This is a genomic window from bacterium, from assembly GCA_041649255.1.
Classification (GTDB): Bacteria; Hydrothermota; UBA3073; order JACQXS01; family JAQTXJ01; genus JAQTXJ01.
Genome location: JBAZNK010000010.1, coordinates 89,392 through 107,180 on the forward strand (window position 1 = coordinate 89,392; position 17,789 = coordinate 107,180).

The following is a 17,789-nucleotide window of genomic DNA, read 5'->3' on the forward strand; positions in this document are numbered from 1 at the left end:
TGCACAGAACGAAAAGACGCAGAGACCGCTGAGAATAGAAGACGATTTAGTCCGCCTGAGGCGGATAAAAATTAACAGATAACGAAAAACGAAAGAGGAGTTAGAGAGAATACAGAGAAAGAAAAGGAGACAAAATGAAAAAAGGGTTTTTTGTTTTAAGCGTTTTGATGGTTACATTAATAACGGGCTGCAACAACTCTAAGAAACAGGCAGAAAATAAACAAGTATGCGTGGACACTACTCTACAATCTGCGATAAATAAGATAGATACTTCCGTTCAAAATAAAACAGTTGGAAATACAACGGAGGCAAAAACGGGTTTGCCTAAGATTGTTTTAATTACTACATCCGAAGGATGCAACTGTACCCTTGCGAATTGTTCTGTGGGTGAAAAAACAATTACGGGTTATGTTTCGCAATCTCAGGGAAAGATAACTTTTGAAAAACTTGATTATACAAAGGATCAGGATCCGGTTGCAAAATTAGCAGATAAATATGGGATTACGACTATACCTGTTTTGTTGTTTTTTGATAAACAGGGGAATTTTACGGGGAAACTGGAAACTTCTTGGGATGAGAAAGCAATAAAAGAAAAACTGGAAACGAATTAGCAAGAGAAAAAAAAGTAGGTGGGATAAAGTAGAAAGGAAAAAAATAGACGAAAAAAGAAAAACGAGATTCTTCGCTACACTCAGAATGACAAATTAAAAAGTGGATAGCAGGAGGAAAATATGTTACAGAATTTGTTGGATAATGCCGGTAGTTTAGTCCAGACAAATCCGTGGCTGGCGTTTGGCGCAGTATTCATTGGCGGACTTCTTACTGCCTGCAACCCTTGTGTTTTGGCGATGATTCCTTTGATGATTGGGTTTGTAGGAGGAATGGAAGGAACATCGGGATTCAAAAAATCTTTTCTTTTTACGCTTGTTTTTATATTAGGCTTATCCATAACTTTTTCCATCCTCGGGATTATCGCCGCTACTGCAGGAAAACTTCTCGGCGACGTGGGAGTTTTCTGGAAATGGATTGCAGGCGGAGTATGCGTGATTATGGGAATCCATTTGCTGGATTTAATAAAGTTTAACGTCCCGGCATTTGGTAAAGTTAAAGTTAAACAAAAAGGGCTTTTGGGGGCATTTTTATTGGGATTGCTTTTTGGGATAGTTTCTACTCCTTGCGCTGCGCCTATTCTTGTGGTCTTATTAACTTATATAGCGGCAAGTGGTTCCAGCATAATTTACGGAGCCATATTGCTTTTGGTATATGCTTTGGGACATTGTATGTTAATTCTTGTTGTCGGAACATCAGTCGGGCTTGCAAAAGGGTTGCTCGAATCAAAAGGCTTCAGAACTTCCACAAATATTTTAAGAAAATCCGCAGGAGTTCTAATACTACTTGTCGGAATATATTTCTTGTTTTTCTTGCATACGTAATGAACAAAAAGACAATTCTTTTTGTTTGTGTAGAAAATGCCTGCCGCAGCCAAATGGCAGAAGGATTCACAAAAAGTTACGCTTCCGACACAGTAAGCGCTTATAGCGCAGGTTCAAACCCTTCAGGAGTGATTAATCCAATTGCAATAAAAGTTATGAAAGAAAAAGGCATAGATATATCTTCTCAAGCTTCAAAAGGTTTTGGTCAACTACCAATTCCAAAGTTTGATTACATCATTACGATGGGATGTAAAGATATATGTCCTTTCTATCCGGGAGCGAAAAGAGTTGAGTGGGACATACCGGCCCCAAAAGAAAAACCCATAGAGGAATTTAGAGAAATACGGGATGAAATTGAAAAAAAAGTAATAAAATTTATAGATTCCATAACGGAAGAAAAGGGAAATTTGTAGTAATCCAATCAAGGTATAGAAAGGAATTATGGGCTAAAGCCCGGAAGAATTTTCGGGGTTGGTTGCGTACTCCCCAAATAGGGCGCAGAGGGCAGTAAAAAATTAAAAAGACAGATGCGCTAATGAACAGAACACTTTCCGGAGGGATGGAAAATCTCAAGTTAAACAAAAATGGGGTAGAATTAGTTCTCTTTGGATTTCGTACCGGGTAACCCCGCACAATAAATGTGCAGGGAAAAAACTCTGCTCTTGACAAATATCAAATTATGTATCATACATACAATAGTATAAAAAAAGTAAATCTAGGAGGAAAAATGAAAACAGTTAAGATATTAGTTTCAATAGCATTGGTTATGTCTTTTTTCTTTATGTCTCAAGTAAAAGCTGAGACAAGGCAGGTCGTAGTAGTAGAGGAAATAACGACAGTAGCTGGCTGAGGGTATTGCCCGGGAGCAGCGGCTACGCTGCATCAATTAGAAGTCGCGAAAGGGGATGAATTAGCGCTTATAGGTCTTCATTTGCAGTATCAAGGAACAACCAACCCATTTAGAACAACAGAAACATCGGGGAGAGCGATAAATTACTATGGTGCCGGTACTACCGGGATACCTGTTTCTTATTGTGATGGGGCTGTTCAAAGGATAGGTACACAGGCCTATAGCACATATCTTTCCGATTTTAACGCCCGTAAAGCAGTAGCATCTCCGATTAAAATAGAAGTTACGGGTTCTTATAATTCATCCGCAAAAACGGGGGTTGCAAATATCCATATAAGCAATACGAGTGGCGCCACGGTTAGCGGGACTTTGCAGTGTATTCTTGCGGAAACCAATATAGCGTATACATGGTATGATCAGGATAGCATATTTGGTCCGGCAAGAGATTTAATTCCCGACCAGAATGGAGAAGCAGTATCAATATCGGCAGGTGGCACTCTTGATAAAGTAAGAAATTTCACTGTAAATGCGGCATGGAAACCGGGTGATTGTTATCTTGTTATTTTTGTCCAGGGGAGCAGCAAAGAAATATACCAGGCGGCAAAAGTTCATATAATGCAAATAGGCGCGGAAGAATCTGCCATAAAATATCCCGCTATGTTGAAAAACGAACCAAATCCATTTAAAGACCGGGTAACGATTAGTTATAATATTCCGATTACTTCCAAAACATCATTGGAAGTGTACGATATAACCGGTAAATTAGTAAAGACAATAACTAATAAAGTAGAGACTATCGGTCATAAAGAGGCGATATGGGATGGGAAAGACATAAAGGGAAAAGAAATGTCATCCGGCTTATATTTTGTGAAACTCAAATCCGGGGAAACCGAATTAACAAGCAAAGTAATGTTATTGAGATAAAGAATGAAAATAGCTATTGGTTGTGACCATAGAGGAATAGAGTTTAAGAGTAAAGTTATAAGCATCTTAAAGTCCAAAAACATTGAAGTCATAGATGTTGGCACAGATACGGAAAAATCCTGCGATTATCCGGATTTTGGATTCAAGGTAGCGGAATTTGTTGCTCAAAACAAAGCGGACTGGGGAATATTAATATGTAATTCCGGCATAGGGATGTCCATTGTTGCAAACAAAGTAAAGGGAATTCGCGCTGCGCTTTGTATAAACGAAAAACTTGCGGAGTATTCTCGTTTACACAACAATGCCAACGTTCTTGTTATCGGAGCAGGATTTGTTAGTATTGAACTGGCAGAAAGTATTATAAATAAGTGGCTTGAGACTAAATTTGAGGGTGACAGGCACATAAAAAGACTACAAAAGATAAGTGATTTTGAAGAAAAACAGGTATCCAAAGAAGAATGTGACAGGATTGTAAAGAAATGGCAGGATGAAGTAAGAAAATGGCAATCAAAGACGTGGCGAAGGTAAAAACCCACTCTTTAATTAGTTGGGGACCGTTCTGATTTGCCTGAAGCGGGTTATCTAGCTACGCGGGACTCAATTTTCTTGCCCTACTTTACCTACTTACCTTACTCAACTTACTTAACTTATCCTGATGGATAATTTTTGTTGACAATAAGAATAATGTGGTTATTTTTGCAAATATTGTTATAAATATTCTTTCAGGAGGTGAAAGATGCTAAAGGTAATACCACTTTTAATAGCTGTTTTTGCATTTGTAGTTGGTTGCGGACCTAAAGGAGCTTCTCAGGAACAATTAGCAACTTTAGCCCAATCAAAGGCGGCCTGTGATGCAGCGGAAAGCAAGCTAAAAGAAATAGAAGCTCAGAAAGCGGAATATGAAACGATGATTGCCGATAAACAAAAAGAGGTTCAAGATTTACAAGATGAACTTAATACATTAGAAAAAACTTTAACAGACAGAAAACAAGCAGAAACTAAAGAAACCAAGTGAAAAAATAAGGGAGGATAATACTTATGAAACCCAGAACTATTATGTTAGCCCTTATGGTATTTGCTACTATAGGGTATGCACAGGAGAAACTTACGTATGTTCAAGCTACTTCCCTTATAGCCCAATATAAGGGGAAAGAAACAGAACTTCAGACGAGTATTACAAACGGAACCGCAGAAGTAGACAGCTTGAAAAACGTAATCGCTCAATTGGATGTAGAAATTTCCACACTTACGACCAGAGTAGAAGAACTCAGAGCCGCAACAGCAGAACCGGAATGCACTTACTATGTGGTAAAAGAAGGAGATTTCTTGGCGAAACTTGCCGAATATAAAGAAGTATACGGGCATGGGAACTATGCCAAATGGCCAAAAATTTATAATGCTAACAGAGATTTAATCAAGCATCCTACAGTGATTCAACCGGGATGGAAGCTTAAAGTTCCAAGACCATAAAAACTATAAACTTAATAAAGCAGGGAATTCTGAAAACAATCGGGGTTCCCTGCTTTATTCTAATGAAGAGGACTTTATTTTTTATATGATAAAAACTCGTATTTCGATAAAAGGACTTAATCCGTTATTTCTTTATGGGAAACTGGATGAAAACCTAATAACATTATCTAAAAAATACAACGTTAAAATTATTGCAAGAGGGGAGAACCTTTTTTTGCAAGGGAACCAGGAAAACGTAGAGAAATTAAAAGGAAATTTAGTATATCTCATAAAAGAAATCAAAGAGGGCAGGACTATAAACAAAGACAATCTTATTATCAATTTCGGTCAGAATAATATTTCACACAGCATTGAAAACAAAACAAATGGAACATCCCGATATGGCGGCGATGGGACATCTGGGACATCCCGCTACGGCGGTAATGATTATTCTCAATTTAACAACTCCGAACAAATTATCGGGGTGGTGACTCCAAGAACGCCGGGGCAGGACGTTTACCTTAAAGCGCTTAACAAATTTGATATTGTTGTTTGTATCGGGCCTGCGGGAACCGGGAAAACTTTTCTTGCAGTTGCAAAAGCAGTAGACTTACTAAAAACCAATGCCGTTCGTAAAGTGATACTTACACGTCCGGCGGTTGAAGCAGGTGAAAGACTTGGGTTTTTACCCGGGGATTTCAAGGAAAAAATAGATCCCTATCTCAGACCATTATATGATGCATTGCATGAACTGCTTCCCCGCGATAAAATAAGACAATATATGGAAGACCACACTATTGAAATAGTGCCCTTAGGATATATGAGAGGGAGAAATCTTGACAAATCGTTTATCATACTTGATGAAGCGCAAAATGCAACCAAGCTCCAGATGAAAATGTTTTTAACGAGGCTCGGCGTGGGCTCAAAAGCCTGCATCACGGGAGACATTACGCAGATTGATTTGAAAACAAATGAGGAATCCGGGTTGCCGCACATTCAGCATGTACTTGCAAATATCCCGGGTATAAAATTCGTAACGCTCACCGGGAAAGACATTGTAAGACATCCTCTTGTTAAAAAAATTGTTGAGGCCTACGAAACATATGAAAAAGAAACTAAGAACCAATAGTATTGTATTATTTGTAACTTTCCTCGTTGTACTCAATTTGATGTATCCTGCTCCCATTAACACCAAGTTTAACTTACAAATTGGGACAGTTGCACCAAGGGACATAATAGCTCCCTGTACTTTTTACATTCAAAAGAATAAAAGCGAACTTCAAATAGAAACGGAAAAGGCGAAACAATCCGTAGTCCCCGTATTACGAAAGACGCTAATTCCTGCAAGTCAACAAGCAAGCCAATTTTTTCAAAAACTTGATGAGATAAAAACGGATTCCGTGTCTTATGACAAAAAGAAAGGAAATCTCGCTTCAATAATACCCACGATTACAGAACAGTCGAGTTCCATGCTTTTGAGAAAGCCTTATTCCGCCATACGGGATACGTTAATTGGTCTTATAAACGAATTTATGGAAAAGGGCGTTATTGAATCTACGAGTCTAATTATCTCGCCCATTGTTGTGATTATGGGACAGGAAGTGCCGACTTTTTTAGAAAACTTTATAGATTACGATAATATTTCTATATCTCTTAAGGAAAAAGCCTCAACCAGTTTTAGGGATAAGGCAACGACAAATGCTTTTGTAGAAATAGGGGAGTTTTTTATTAAGCCAAACTTAAAACTCGACTATGCGGAAACGGAAAAAAGGAAAGAACAAATTATCACTCAGGTAAAGCAAACAAAGGGCATCATTCAAAAAGGAGAAATTATTATCCGGGCTCACGACATTGTTACTCCAAGCATTTTAGAAAGATTAAGTTCTTTGCCACAATCTTCAGGAGAAACCAAATTGTCTATAATTCTTGGCAGGAACGTTATTTATATTATAGCAATATTTGTTCTATTACTATGCATTTATTTTCTTCATCTTACATTACTTAATGATTTGAAGAAGATGGGTTTACTTTTACTGCTTCTATCGGTTACGGCAGGGATGACATCCATCGTATTAGTTTTAAACTTATCCGGTTATCTTATCCCGGTAGCGACATTCGGGATACTCGTCTCCTTATTGTTGGGCACACAGGTAGGAATAATAGGTGTCATTGTTCTAACTATTTTAATTAGCGCATATACAGGAGGAGATTTCGGTCCGATAATTTTATCTCTTTTTGCCGGCAATATTTCAGTATTTGCATCTTCAAATGTAAAACGAAGTTTTGATTTTTACAAACCTGTTGTATATTTAGCTTTAGCTTATGGGGTTACGGCTCTTGCAGTAGAGTTACTCAAATTAAGTCCTCTTTTGCCTTTATTGGTATCCATAGGATGGGCATTACTCGGAGGAGTCGTATCTGCTTTTATAGCATTTGGGTTATTGCCGTTATTTGAAAATGCTTTTAAGATTACGACATCCATTACTTTATTAGAATACGCGGATTTCAATCATCCTATGATGCAAAGACTTGCCGTTTATGCGCCGGGAACATATCATCATTCGATTACCGTTGCTAATCTTGCAGAAGCCGGGGCAAGAGCGGTAAACGCATATCCTTTATTGGCAAGAGTAGGCGCATATTATCACGATATAGGGAAATTAAAAAAACCTAATTATTTTGTTGAAAACCAAGGAGAACGACATCGTAACAGCAAAATTAAGCCTGAGTTAAATGCGTTAGTGGTTATTTCTCACGTAAAAGAAGGAGTAGAACTTGCACAGAGCGAAGGTTTTCCAAAAGAAATAGTAGACATTATTGCTTCTCATCACGGAACGACTATGGCATCTATGTTTTACCAGAAAGCAAAAGAAAACGAGAGCGAGGGGAGTGATGTAAACGAACTGGACTTTAGATACCCGGGACCGCTACCTAAAACAAAGGAAGCGGCTATTGTTATGCTTGCGGATGTAGTAGAAGCGACTGCGAGAAGCGTTGAATCGCCGGCGCCGAACAAGTTAAAAAATATTATAGAAGAGACTATAAAAATGAGGCTGGAGGAAAACCAGCTTTCGAGAGTAAATTTAAGTCTGGAAGAATTGCGAAAAATAGAGAGCAGTTTTTTACCGATATTAATGGGCGTATTTCACCCGCGTATTTCTTATGAAAAAAATATTTCTGCAAAATAATTTGGCATTTAGCCTTCCGCCTAAGTATGTAAAGCAACTCAAAACATTGACGGCGGGGATAGTTAAAACGGAGGAGAAATCTCTGTCTCCTAAACTACCTTCAAACATAGAAATCGGAATCACATTCGTAGACAATACACAAATTAAGAAATTAAATGCAAAATACAGAAAGAAAAATACACCGACAGACGTTATTGCTTTTCGTATAGATGCAGAAGCATCAAAAAAACTCAATAAAAAAGTAGCACTTGGAGACATATACATATCCGTGGAGAGAGCCTCCGAACAAATTATAAAAGGGGAGACCCTTGCTTTAGAGTTGGCGCATCTTCTAATTCATGGCGTATTACACGTTCTCGGGTATGACCACGGTACCAAAATGAGCAGGAAAGAAAAATATTATTTCAAGAAATTCAGTTCTAACTATTGAAATAGTAAATTATTTTTTATTCTCTTAGCAAATTACAAAAATGCTTTTAATAGAATTCATTTCTTTAATTGTTCTTCTTGGTATGTCTGCTTTTTTTTCGGCTTCCGAGACGGCCATATTTCATTTGCCGGTTATAACAATAGACAAACTTGTTTACCGATACAAAAACTTACAAATATTAAAAAGGCGGGAATTGTTGCTCGGGACGTTGCTCTTCGGGAGTACGCTTGTAAACGTAAGCGCATCCATAATTTCAGGACAAATAGTTTACCTGATATTCCACAACTCATACTTACTTGCAGTAACCTGTGGAATGACTTATATTTTACTCGTGTTCGGTGAAGTTGCTCCCAAGCTTTATTCTCTTCGTAATGCAGAAAAAATCGCCATTAAGGCAACGCCTTTTTTAAATATCTTAAGGTACATATTATCCCCGGTTGTTTTCCCTTTGGAGACATTAATTTCTTTTATTTCTCCTAAAAAACAATCAAATTTCAGCAAAGAAGAATTCAAAACTTTTATCCAAAGCGACAAACAATTGAGTATGAAAGCCCAGAGAATTATATTGAATTTGCTTGAGTTTAAAAACTTTACCGCGAAAGATTTAATGACACCGATTACACAGTTGGAGTGTTTAGAAGATTCTACCATCCCGGACAAAACATTAGTTGCAAAATTAAAACACTCAAGAATTCCCGTTTATGAAAATGATATTGCAAACATAAAGGGAATTTTCTATGTGAAAGATATGTTAAAAACAAACAACAATGAAAAGTATATGCCTCTTAAGCAATTAATGCGCGTTCCTTGTTTTGTAGAGAAATCAACAAAAGCGTCCGAAGTATTTACGGAATTTAATCGTAGGCACATTCACATTGCCGTGGTGACGGATGATTCAAAAAAGACATTGACAGTCGGAATAATTACTATGGACGATATTTTAAAAACCATAATCTTGTCCGCCTCAGGTGGAAAATAATATGTTACCAATACTTTTATTATTATTGATTTCGGCTTTTTTTGGAGCATCGGAAATGGCATTTGTCGGGTGCAACTGGGTAAGATTGAAGAATTGGGCAGACAATAAAAAGCCGGGAGCAAAATTGGCTTTGAAATTATTGCACAATCAAAACTTGTTAGGCGCAATACTTGTAGGAACGAATTTAACCGTTGTCGGAATAAGCTTGCTCGCAAATAAATACTGGCAAAATAAAATACCGGATGCCGCGATATCCATAATCTGCACTATATTTTTCTTTCTATTCGCAGAGATACTTCCCAAAGCTATTGTTTCAAGAGCTAAAGAAAAATTCTTTGTTTTGTTTGCTCCTGTATATATTTTTCTTTATTGGATTCTCTATCCTTTTATATTTATTGTTTACAAGACTGCTACGGGAATACTGAAATTATTCAAATCGTCTTCTTCTCCCCTTAATTTTAAGTTTACAAAAGAAGAGTTAAGGGTAGCTTCAAAGCATCTTTTCTCGCTCAAGGAGCAGGGAATTATATTACGGTTGGTCGAATTCGACAGTAAACCTGCGAGGGACATAATGATTTCACTGAATCAAATATGCGCGATAAATATAAGCTTTTCTATTGAAGAAGCAAGGAAAATAGCTGCCGATACCGAATATTCAAGACTTCCCGTGTATGAAGGAAGTATTGATAAAATAATCGGTTACATAAGAGCCAGAGATTTATTAATTACGGATGACATTAAAACTATTATTAAAGAATGTAAAATTGTAACGGAATCCAAATTACTCAACGAACTGCTTGATGAGTTAAATATGGATAAACCGGGACTAATAATGGTAACGAATGCGAACAATAAAATAACGGGTATGATTACGATGGAAGATATCATCGAAGAGCTCTTCGGGGAAATAGAAGACGAGTACGATAAGATATAATCGGAAACAAATTGCCACTAAAGCACGAAAGCACTAAAAAACAGGCAACAGAAAGCAACCACTCCGCCTTCTTCGGGGTAAACTCCGAACACAGAGTAAAAAAGTAGAAAGTAGAAGAATAGAGAGCACAGAAAAATGAACAGAGGACACAGAGAAGAGAAAAAAGAACAGAATTTTCAGCCACGGATAAAAGACACGGATTTACACGGATTAACACAAAGAATGACAGAATAAAGAGTTTAGAGCTAAAGAAACAGCCAAATAATTCAATTAATCCTTGACGCAACGGACGCTACAGCCATACCTATTGTCGATTCCGTAAATACGGCTCATATTATAGTAATTGCAATACAGGCAATGGACCAAGGCATAGTCTACTCCATACATATCCGACGGCCACCAGCAACCGACGACTCCCATAGAGAAAAACATGCTATCACTGCTGTGGCGACCACCACCCGGAAGTGCCGAAAAACCGCTTTCATTAGTTGCACCGATGTTTAGACTTTGCCAAAGTGTTGTGCAATTTTCTTTCAGTTTCCCACCTGCTACACTTGTTCCACCCAAATAATCGGTAAGAATTGTCCACTCGGAATCAGAAGGTACGTGCCAACCAACAGGACACATATTATGACTGTCGGCCACTGTATACCAATTATACAAATGACCATAAGTATCGCCCTTAGCCGTATTGTTATTATAATTACAATATGCCCCGGTTGTTAAAGTATCCCACTGAGTGCTGTCAGTAACATTAGGTATGCTGTCTCCATTGCGGTATTTAGTAGTTTTAAGGTTTTCTGCCATCCATACCTGCGTGCCTATTTTTACCACTGCATAATGGTTATTGTCGGCGTCGGTACAATCAACAAAATTAAAAGTTACGGGTTGGCTGTTGGTTGGGATAAGCATAAAGATAGTGCGATAAATACCCGATTTTCCCGTCAACTTCAACCTGTCGCCTGTAGTATATTTCATAGTAATTACCGATTTATTGCTTTTTGCACTTTTCGTTTTTCCTGTATTTGAAGTTGTGATTTGTTTATCTGTGCTTGATGTCATTCCAATATGTTTTATTTCAGTCCCCGCCAAGGCGGGAGATAAATTATTGCTTACTATTTTTGCCATATAGGAATATTCTCCCGACTTTATTTTCAAAAGATATATGCCACTGCTAAGTCCGCTCAGACTGTAAGTATGATGTCCTTTTGATAATAATTCTTGCGATTGCAAAATTCTTTTTCCTGTTATGTCATATAGGTTAAGAGTTGTTTTGCTCCGCCTGAGGCGGACTTCAAAATCTACTGAACAATTGCCCGTCATCGGGTTCGGATAGATATGCATATTATTATCCACAACGGTATTCAAATCCGATTCGGCTATTCCTGTCACTTCAAGCTGTAATGTATCGCTCCCGCTAAGAGTAGTATCGGTGCATTGTGTCAGATTTTCTACTTTTACCGAATCAACGGTTGTGCTTGAGCCTGTTCCTGCAAAGGTGATTTGATAATTCTGCGCATAGGTTTGCGTGAACGCAAAAACCAGCAAAAAAAAGATTGTAAATGTTTTTGTCATTTTTATTAATGCTCTATAGCTTTCTTTCTGCATAAAATAATTATCCTAAATATCTGTCGGGGCAGTTGCCCCCGAGTCAGAGAGCACAATTTGAAATCCTGACTGCCGTCAGGCAAGTTGTGCCTACATTTTTTATTAGCAGGGTATAAAAACCCTGTCTACCCACTAAAAAAAAGCTGGATTAAAACCCCGACCTACCCAGACTATGGCGGATTTCGCTATCGCTCAACCAATACCAGAAAGGGCGAATGGCCATTCGCCCCTACAATACCTTGTGTTCTCCGTGTTCTCCGTGGTTTGATTTTGTTTTATCTGTTCTCCGCGAATCCGCCTGAGGCGGACGTCTCTGCAGTGAATTATTTTCTTATTTTTTTACGGTACTGTTAATAAAAGATAGTTACCAGCAATATGAGCATTCCGACAAAGAGCCATACTACGTAAGAAGTTATGATTCCCGTGTGGGCTTTTCTTAACAGGTTGCCTGCTTCAATAAGAGCCTTATACATAGTATTCCAGACGTAATCCGCTAACCTGTCGCCCAAGACCCAGATTATATTTGCAAAGGCAAGGAAAAACCCTTTTCCCCATAAATAGAAATCGTATTTCCCGTTCGATGCGTTATTGTATATTTTCCCGAATCCCATTTCATTTTTTACGGTATTATAAAATTCTCCTCCACTGACATTTGCCGTTTCCATTTTATCGATATCTTCTCCCCCGATGAAAGCGGTAGTAGTTCTTGTAGTTTTAACTCCATTCAACAGATAAATAATTACCCCGATTACAAGTCCTACGATAACGAGTAAAGTTGCGAGTGTCGGCGTCCAATTTCCCAGAGACGGTGGAACTGAGCCGATAATCGGATAGATAAAAGTGCTTAATGGAACTTTATAAGCAAAAATACCGAAAGCTATACAAAGCAAAGCAAGCACAACTACGGGTGCAGCTGTGGCAAAACTTTCTTTTTCTTTTACATCCTGAGAGTTTCTTTTTTGTCCAAGGAATACACCGTGGATTAATTTTACGAATGACGCAAGCGTTAAAGCGCTTCCAAACATTGCCGCAATTAACCATAACACCCATATTCCGGTCCCCGACCTTCCGGATTCTATTATACCCTGATACACCATCCATTTCGAAAAGAACCCGTTGAAAGGTGGAACGCCGGAAATCGATAAAGCAGCCACAAGACAAGCTCCAAAAGTCCATGGTAGTGATTTTGAGAGACCGCCCATATTTTCTATTTCCGCACTATTTGCCGTTTTTGCTGCAGAGCCACCGCATAAGAACAAACAGCTTTTATATATGGCATTGTTGACCATATGGAAAAGTCCTCCCGCTATGCCGATTGGAAGACCCGTACCTATACCAATGACCATATATCCTACTTGCGAGACAGCGTGATAAGAAAGTAATTTCATTATATTATGTTGAACCATAGCCATCATTACGGCGGCAATAAGTGTAAATGAGCCGATTATCATAAGCACCAAAGACAACCCGGAATTCGGAACAAAATCAAAAAAGTTAAGACAAATTCTGGAAAGTAAATATATGCCTAATAGCTTATCTAAAGATGCAGGCAAAAATGCCATAATCGGGACAGGTGTAGATTTGCTGGCGTCAGGTATCCACGTGTGGAAAGGCATAGAACCTGCTTTTGCAAGGGCGCCTATCAGCATCAGGATAAAAGATGTGATAGCGAGCCCGCTGTTTAATGGGATTTTTGATATATCGCTCATTCTGAAAGTATGGGTTATACTCCACAACAATAAAATTCCCAGTAATAAACAGAAATCCGAAAAGCCCATAATAAATAATCCCTTTAACGCTACTTTATAGGAGCCGAGACTTAATAAGCCGTACATAGTTAGAAGCACTATTCCCCAGAAAATCACGAATATTATAAAATCATTTGCAAGGACGGCACCGCATCCTGCACCAATCGTAAGAAGTAAGTATCCGTAATATTCCGGAAGACGAGGTTTCTGCCCTTCATTATCAAAAAAGTGGTTTATGCTTTTTGTGGAATATATAGAAACAAGAAGACCGAACAAGTTGATAAATATCAGTAAGAACGCAGAATATATATATCCCCTTAGAGCAAAATTAACCCCGATAGCGGGTATCCAGTTATAATTCAAGTATATGTCATACCCTGAGTTAACGGTATTTAATATGAAGAAGGAAACTAAAAGTCCTATGGAACTTCCCGCTATTGCTAGTGCGGAACGGAACCCTTTTGAAGTTTTAGGAAAAACAAGAACAAAAATTCCAAGAATAATCGGCAAAAAAATTGTTAAAGCAAGCATAATTCCTCCTATTAATTTTAATATAATTCTACATACAATTTAATTTCATTTTGTCAAATTTTAGTATTTTTATTTCGTAATTTTTTGAAAAATTCTTTCATAAGGGACTTACATACCGGTTCAAGGATACCCGAAACTACTTCAAGTTTTGGGGTTTTAATTTTATAAGAGCTGACGAGTCCACCTGCAAGTGGGTCTCCAACTCCGAACACGCATTTTGCAATTCTTGCGAGCATTATTGCTCCGGCGCACATCGGGCAAGGTTCAAGCGTTACGTAGATGGTAGCGCCGAGAATTCGCCAGCTGTTTAAAGTGTTGGCAGCGCTGGTGATGGCTATTATTTCGGCGTGCGCGGTAGGATCTTGAAGGGATTCAATTCTATTATGTCCGCGTCCTATTATTTTATTATCAAGCACAATGACTGCGCCGACGGGGACTTCTTTTTTTTCTAATGCGAGTTCCGCCTCTTTGACGGCTTCCCCCATAAAATATTCGTCTGTCATAATGATTTTTCTTCTTTTCGTTTCTCCGGAGTTTGTTCTATATGAACACCACTCCAATGTCAGGGCAGTTGCCCAGCGGAGCTGGATTAAAACCCCCGACGTACCCTTATGATTTTTCTATTTCTTCGACTGCCTGATTTGCCTGCTCCGCATTTGGTGTTACGCCGTGCCATTTAAGGGGAGTTTTTTCCATAAACGACACTCCTTTGCCTTTTTTCGTAGGCGCAATTATCATAACGGGTTTCCCTTTTATTTTTTCTGCTTTTTCAAACGCAGGCAAAAGTTCGTCAAAATTATGTCCGTCTTTCAATTCGATAACTTCCCATCCGAACGCTTTCCATTTATCCGCCAGAGGAAGAGGATTTTTTATGTCCGTTATAGCGCCGTCTATCTGGTAACCATTATGGTCAAGTATTACGCAAAGGTTATCGAGTTTGAATTTTGCGCTGCCCATCGCGGCTTCCCAGATTTGCCCTTCATTAATCTCGCCGTCACCGAGCAAAGCGTATACTCTATAGTCTAATTTGTCCAGCTTCCCCGCCATTGCAATGCCATTTGCAATGGATAACCCCTGTCCCAAAGAGCCTGTACTTGCTTCAATCCCCGGAATTTTTATGTAAGGGTGCCCCTGGAGAGGCTTGCCGCTTTTTCGTAATTCCCATAACCATTCGCGGGGGAAGTACCCGAGTTTTGACAGCACGGCATAAACCGTAGGAACGCCGTGTCCTTTGGAAAGGACGAATCTATCTCTTGACGGAAGTTTAGGATTTTTGGGGTCATATTGCATTACTTTAAAGTACAGTGCGACTACGATTTCGACGCAGGACAGAGACCCTCCCGGGTGTCCCGAGCCGGATTTTTCGAGCATTCGTATTATGTCTATTCTTATTTCTTTTGCTGTTTGTTTTAGTTCTTGCATTTTAATTTTTCCTCCACTTTCTGTTTTTACTTTGCCAATTTTTCCGCCATTTTTATTGCATTAATCATACTGCCCGGGTCGGCGACCCATTTCCCTGCGATATCAAATGCGGTGCCGTGATCCGGCGATGTCCTTACGAACGGCAACCCGAGAGTTATGTTTACGGCATTCCCGAATTCCTTTAATTTCAATGGTATCAATCCCTGGTCGTGATACATCGCAACTATCGCATCAAACCCCGGTTTTGTAAAAAGAGTATCCGCAGGATACGGCCCGGAGACGTTTATGCCGTAGGATTTTGCTCTTTCAACTGCCGGACGGATAAAATTTTTTTCTTCTTCTCCGAACTCGTCCGAATGGGGGTTTAGCGCGCATACGCCGATGTTTGGCTGTTTAATACCAAAGTTATTTACCAGAAATTCTTGAGTTAATTCTATTTTTTCCAGGATTGTTTTTTTGGTTAACGAGGAAGATACTTCCTTGATGGGAATATGAGTAGTAACAAGCGTAACCCGTAAAGGCTTTTTGTTTTTGGCAGTTTCGGTTCCCGCCAGCATCATTGCGAATCGTTTGGTGTTAGAAAGTTCCGCGAGCAATTCGGTATGCCCGGGATAATCAAACCCCGCAAGTTTGATTGAAGCTTTGCAAATCGGGGCGGTTACGAGCGCGTTTATTTTTTTCTCTTTTATCAGGTCGTAGCCTTTGATTATATATTTATATGCGGCGTTTCCTGCAGTTACGGATATTTTTCCGTATTTTATGTATTCAGGGTATACGGTTACGCAATTTATTATTTCGCCGTCCCATTTGATATTGCAATTTTTTTTTACGCTTTTGAGTATGTCTTTGGCACCAATTATTACGTATTTTCCGGAATCTTTTTTTTCGATTCTGTTTATGGCTTTAAGAGTAATTTCGGGTCCAATTCCGGCGGGGTCGCCCATTGTTATTCCGATTTTCATATTAAAATTTTTTGCTAACCTGCGCGGTTTTGAATACGAACATCTTGCACAAAGGGAACTTACAATGTACTCTTTGTATATATTTCTTTCTTAAGCTTATCTACAAGTTGTTTATAATATTTCGCCAATTTTTTCTGGTATACGAATTGTTTTAAGTCATCCCGGATATCTTCCCAGTTTGGCATTTTTTCTTCACGAACTTCAATGGGTTTAATTACCTGAACACTCAAGGGAGTATGGAATATGGCGACATTATTTACCTGAATTTTTTCAATGGAACCAAATGGTGTATTGCTGACAGGAATAAAGGCTTCACCCCAGCTCAGGAGTTCTATTTTTGCGGTATCTTTTAATATTTCGGGAATGGAATCCTGTTTTATAGTATCCAGAATATTCTTTACGAGGGTTACCCTTTTTTCCAGTTCCAGGGAATCGGACCTTGTCGGTTTTACAAATAATATGAGGTCTCTTAACTTAACCGTTTCTTCTTCTCTTGCTTCGCATTTAATAATGTGATAAGCGAGTTGCGATTTTACGATACCCGCATTGCCCGGGGAAAGTTTTGCCACGACATCGCGAAACTCTTCTCCCATATCGTTCTGATTAAGTACACCAAGGTCTCCGCCAAGAGCTTTTGTTTTTTCGTCTTCGGAATATTTTTTAACAAGCTCGGAAAAAGATTCTCCTTTTTTTACTCTGTTTAGAAGGCTTTCTGCTTTTTTATCCACTTTTTTCAGAGCCTCTCCCGAGATGGTATGTTTTATAGATGCACCTAATAAACGCACTCCTGCGGGTTGAAGCGGGATGGAATCTTTGTTGTTTTTATAGAACTCCAGAGCTTCCACGTCGCCAACGGCAAGTTCTTTTCCGAATTTTTTCTGGAATAACTTTTGAGTCAACATTTGTTCTTTCAATTTCTCTTCATATTTTTTGCGAATAGAGATTTCGGTCATGCCTGATTTTTCGAGTTCCGCTTTGTAAGTTTCATCCGATGGGAATCTTCCTTTTAAGTCTAAAATAGCCCCCTCAACGGCACGTGACAACTCTTCATCTTTAATGAGTATCGTATCCCGTTCAGCCTGAATTACCAGTAATTTTTGTTCAATTAAACGATTAAGCAATTCTTCGTCACTGATTTGATTTGGCAACATCGTTTTCATTTCTTCCAGTTCGCTTCTTGTTATGCAAACTTTTCCTACCACGCCTACTACTTTATCAAGCGGGCTGTTTGTAACTAGACCAAACGTAAAAAATAATATAAAGTTAATCATACCGAAAACTTATTACGAATTTTCTATTATGTCAAGGTAATTCCTTTTTGTGGAATTTCT

19 protein-coding genes are annotated in these 17,789 nt (G+C 38.7%); 13 read left to right on the forward strand and 6 right to left on the reverse strand.

From position 1 onward, the window contains the following. The first annotated feature begins 134 nt into the window (after positions 1-134). The 13 genes from WC614_08140 (at position 135) to WC614_08200 (ending at position 10,187) form a co-directional block, all read left to right on the forward strand. Complete coding sequence (locus WC614_08140) at positions 135-611, forward strand: thioredoxin family protein (protein ID MFA5032973.1); 477 nt, start codon at positions 135-137, stop codon at positions 609-611. A gap of 120 nt (positions 612-731) precedes the next feature. Next, entirely contained in the window at positions 732-1,433 is a 702-nt protein-coding gene (locus WC614_08145) for a cytochrome c biogenesis protein CcdA (GenBank protein MFA5032974.1), read from the forward strand. Further along, on the forward strand, positions 1,433-1,846 hold the full coding sequence (locus tag WC614_08150; GenBank protein MFA5032975.1) for an arsenate reductase ArsC: 414 nt from the start codon (positions 1,433-1,435) through the stop codon (positions 1,844-1,846). The genes WC614_08145 and WC614_08150 overlap by 1 nt, the downstream gene beginning before the upstream one ends. Positions 1,847-2,160: 314 nt before the next feature. Then, positions 2,161-2,283, forward strand: coding sequence for a hypothetical protein (locus WC614_08155; protein ID MFA5032976.1), 123 nt, complete (start codon positions 2,161-2,163; stop codon positions 2,281-2,283). A gap of 81 nt (positions 2,284-2,364) precedes the next feature. Further along, positions 2,365-3,207 (forward strand): Omp28-related outer membrane protein, encoded by an 843-nt coding sequence (locus WC614_08160; GenBank protein ID MFA5032977.1) that lies wholly within the window; start codon positions 2,365-2,367, stop codon positions 3,205-3,207. 3 nt (positions 3,208-3,210) lie between these two features. Beyond that, complete coding sequence (gene rpiB, locus WC614_08165) at positions 3,211-3,735, forward strand: ribose 5-phosphate isomerase B (GenBank protein MFA5032978.1); 525 nt, start codon at positions 3,211-3,213, stop codon at positions 3,733-3,735. 208 nt (positions 3,736-3,943) lie between these two features. Then, the gene (locus WC614_08170; protein ID MFA5032979.1) at positions 3,944-4,222 is read left to right on the forward strand and encodes a hypothetical protein; all 279 of its coding nucleotides are present in this window, start codon (positions 3,944-3,946) and stop codon (positions 4,220-4,222) included. 23 nt (positions 4,223-4,245) lie between these two features. After that, entirely contained in the window at positions 4,246-4,677 is a 432-nt protein-coding gene (locus WC614_08175; protein ID MFA5032980.1) for a LysM peptidoglycan-binding domain-containing protein, read from the forward strand. A gap of 85 nt (positions 4,678-4,762) precedes the next feature. Beyond that, positions 4,763-5,785 carry a PhoH family protein gene (locus WC614_08180; GenBank protein MFA5032981.1) on the forward strand — a complete coding sequence of 341 codons (1,023 nt, stop codon included), beginning with the start codon at positions 4,763-4,765 and terminating at the stop codon, positions 5,783-5,785. Further along, on the forward strand, positions 5,760-7,844 hold the full coding sequence (locus WC614_08185; GenBank protein MFA5032982.1) for an HDIG domain-containing metalloprotein: 2,085 nt from the start codon (positions 5,760-5,762) through the stop codon (positions 7,842-7,844). Before WC614_08180 ends, WC614_08185 begins: the two co-directional genes overlap by 26 nt. Beyond that, positions 7,819-8,274 carry an rRNA maturation RNase YbeY gene (gene ybeY / locus WC614_08190; protein MFA5032983.1) on the forward strand — a complete coding sequence of 152 codons (456 nt, stop codon included), beginning with the start codon at positions 7,819-7,821 and terminating at the stop codon, positions 8,272-8,274. Before WC614_08185 ends, ybeY begins: the two co-directional genes overlap by 26 nt. Positions 8,275-8,314: 40 nt before the next feature. Further along, positions 8,315-9,253 carry a CNNM domain-containing protein gene (locus WC614_08195; GenBank protein MFA5032984.1) on the forward strand — a complete coding sequence of 313 codons (939 nt, stop codon included), beginning with the start codon at positions 8,315-8,317 and terminating at the stop codon, positions 9,251-9,253. 1 nt (position 9,254) lies between these two features. Further along, on the forward strand, positions 9,255-10,187 hold the full coding sequence (locus WC614_08200; GenBank protein ID MFA5032985.1) for a CNNM domain-containing protein: 933 nt from the start codon (positions 9,255-9,257) through the stop codon (positions 10,185-10,187). A gap of 270 nt (positions 10,188-10,457) precedes the next feature. On the opposite strand, the gene WC614_08205 is transcribed toward WC614_08200, so the two are convergent. The 6 genes from WC614_08205 to WC614_08230 all read right to left on the reverse strand — a co-directional run bounded on the left by WC614_08205 (position 10,458) and on the right by WC614_08230 (position 17,729). Next, a complete protein-coding gene (locus tag WC614_08205; protein ID MFA5032986.1) occupies positions 10,458-11,795 on the reverse strand; it encodes an FISUMP domain-containing protein in 1,338 nt (445 codons plus the stop codon). A 350-nt stretch (positions 11,796-12,145) separates the two neighbouring features. Next, positions 12,146-14,074, reverse strand: a complete 1,929-nt coding sequence (locus WC614_08210) for a proton-conducting transporter membrane subunit (GenBank protein MFA5032987.1) — start codon at positions 14,072-14,074, stop codon at positions 12,146-12,148. 53 nt (positions 14,075-14,127) lie between these two features. Then, complete coding sequence (locus WC614_08215; GenBank protein ID MFA5032988.1) at positions 14,128-14,577, reverse strand: nucleoside deaminase; 450 nt, start codon at positions 14,575-14,577, stop codon at positions 14,128-14,130. 106 nt (positions 14,578-14,683) lie between these two features. Beyond that, on the reverse strand, positions 14,684-15,502 hold the full coding sequence (locus WC614_08220) for a transketolase (protein ID MFA5032989.1): 819 nt from the start codon (positions 15,500-15,502) through the stop codon (positions 14,684-14,686). A 20-nt stretch (positions 15,503-15,522) separates the two neighbouring features. Further along, positions 15,523-16,458: a 4-hydroxythreonine-4-phosphate dehydrogenase PdxA gene (pdxA, locus tag WC614_08225; GenBank protein ID MFA5032990.1), complete on the reverse strand. Its 936-nt coding sequence runs from the start codon at positions 16,456-16,458 to the stop codon at positions 15,523-15,525. A 59-nt stretch (positions 16,459-16,517) separates the two neighbouring features. Next, positions 16,518-17,729: a peptidylprolyl isomerase gene (locus tag WC614_08230; GenBank protein MFA5032991.1), complete on the reverse strand. Its 1,212-nt coding sequence runs from the start codon at positions 17,727-17,729 to the stop codon at positions 16,518-16,520. Between the last annotated feature and the right edge of the window lie 60 nt (positions 17,730-17,789).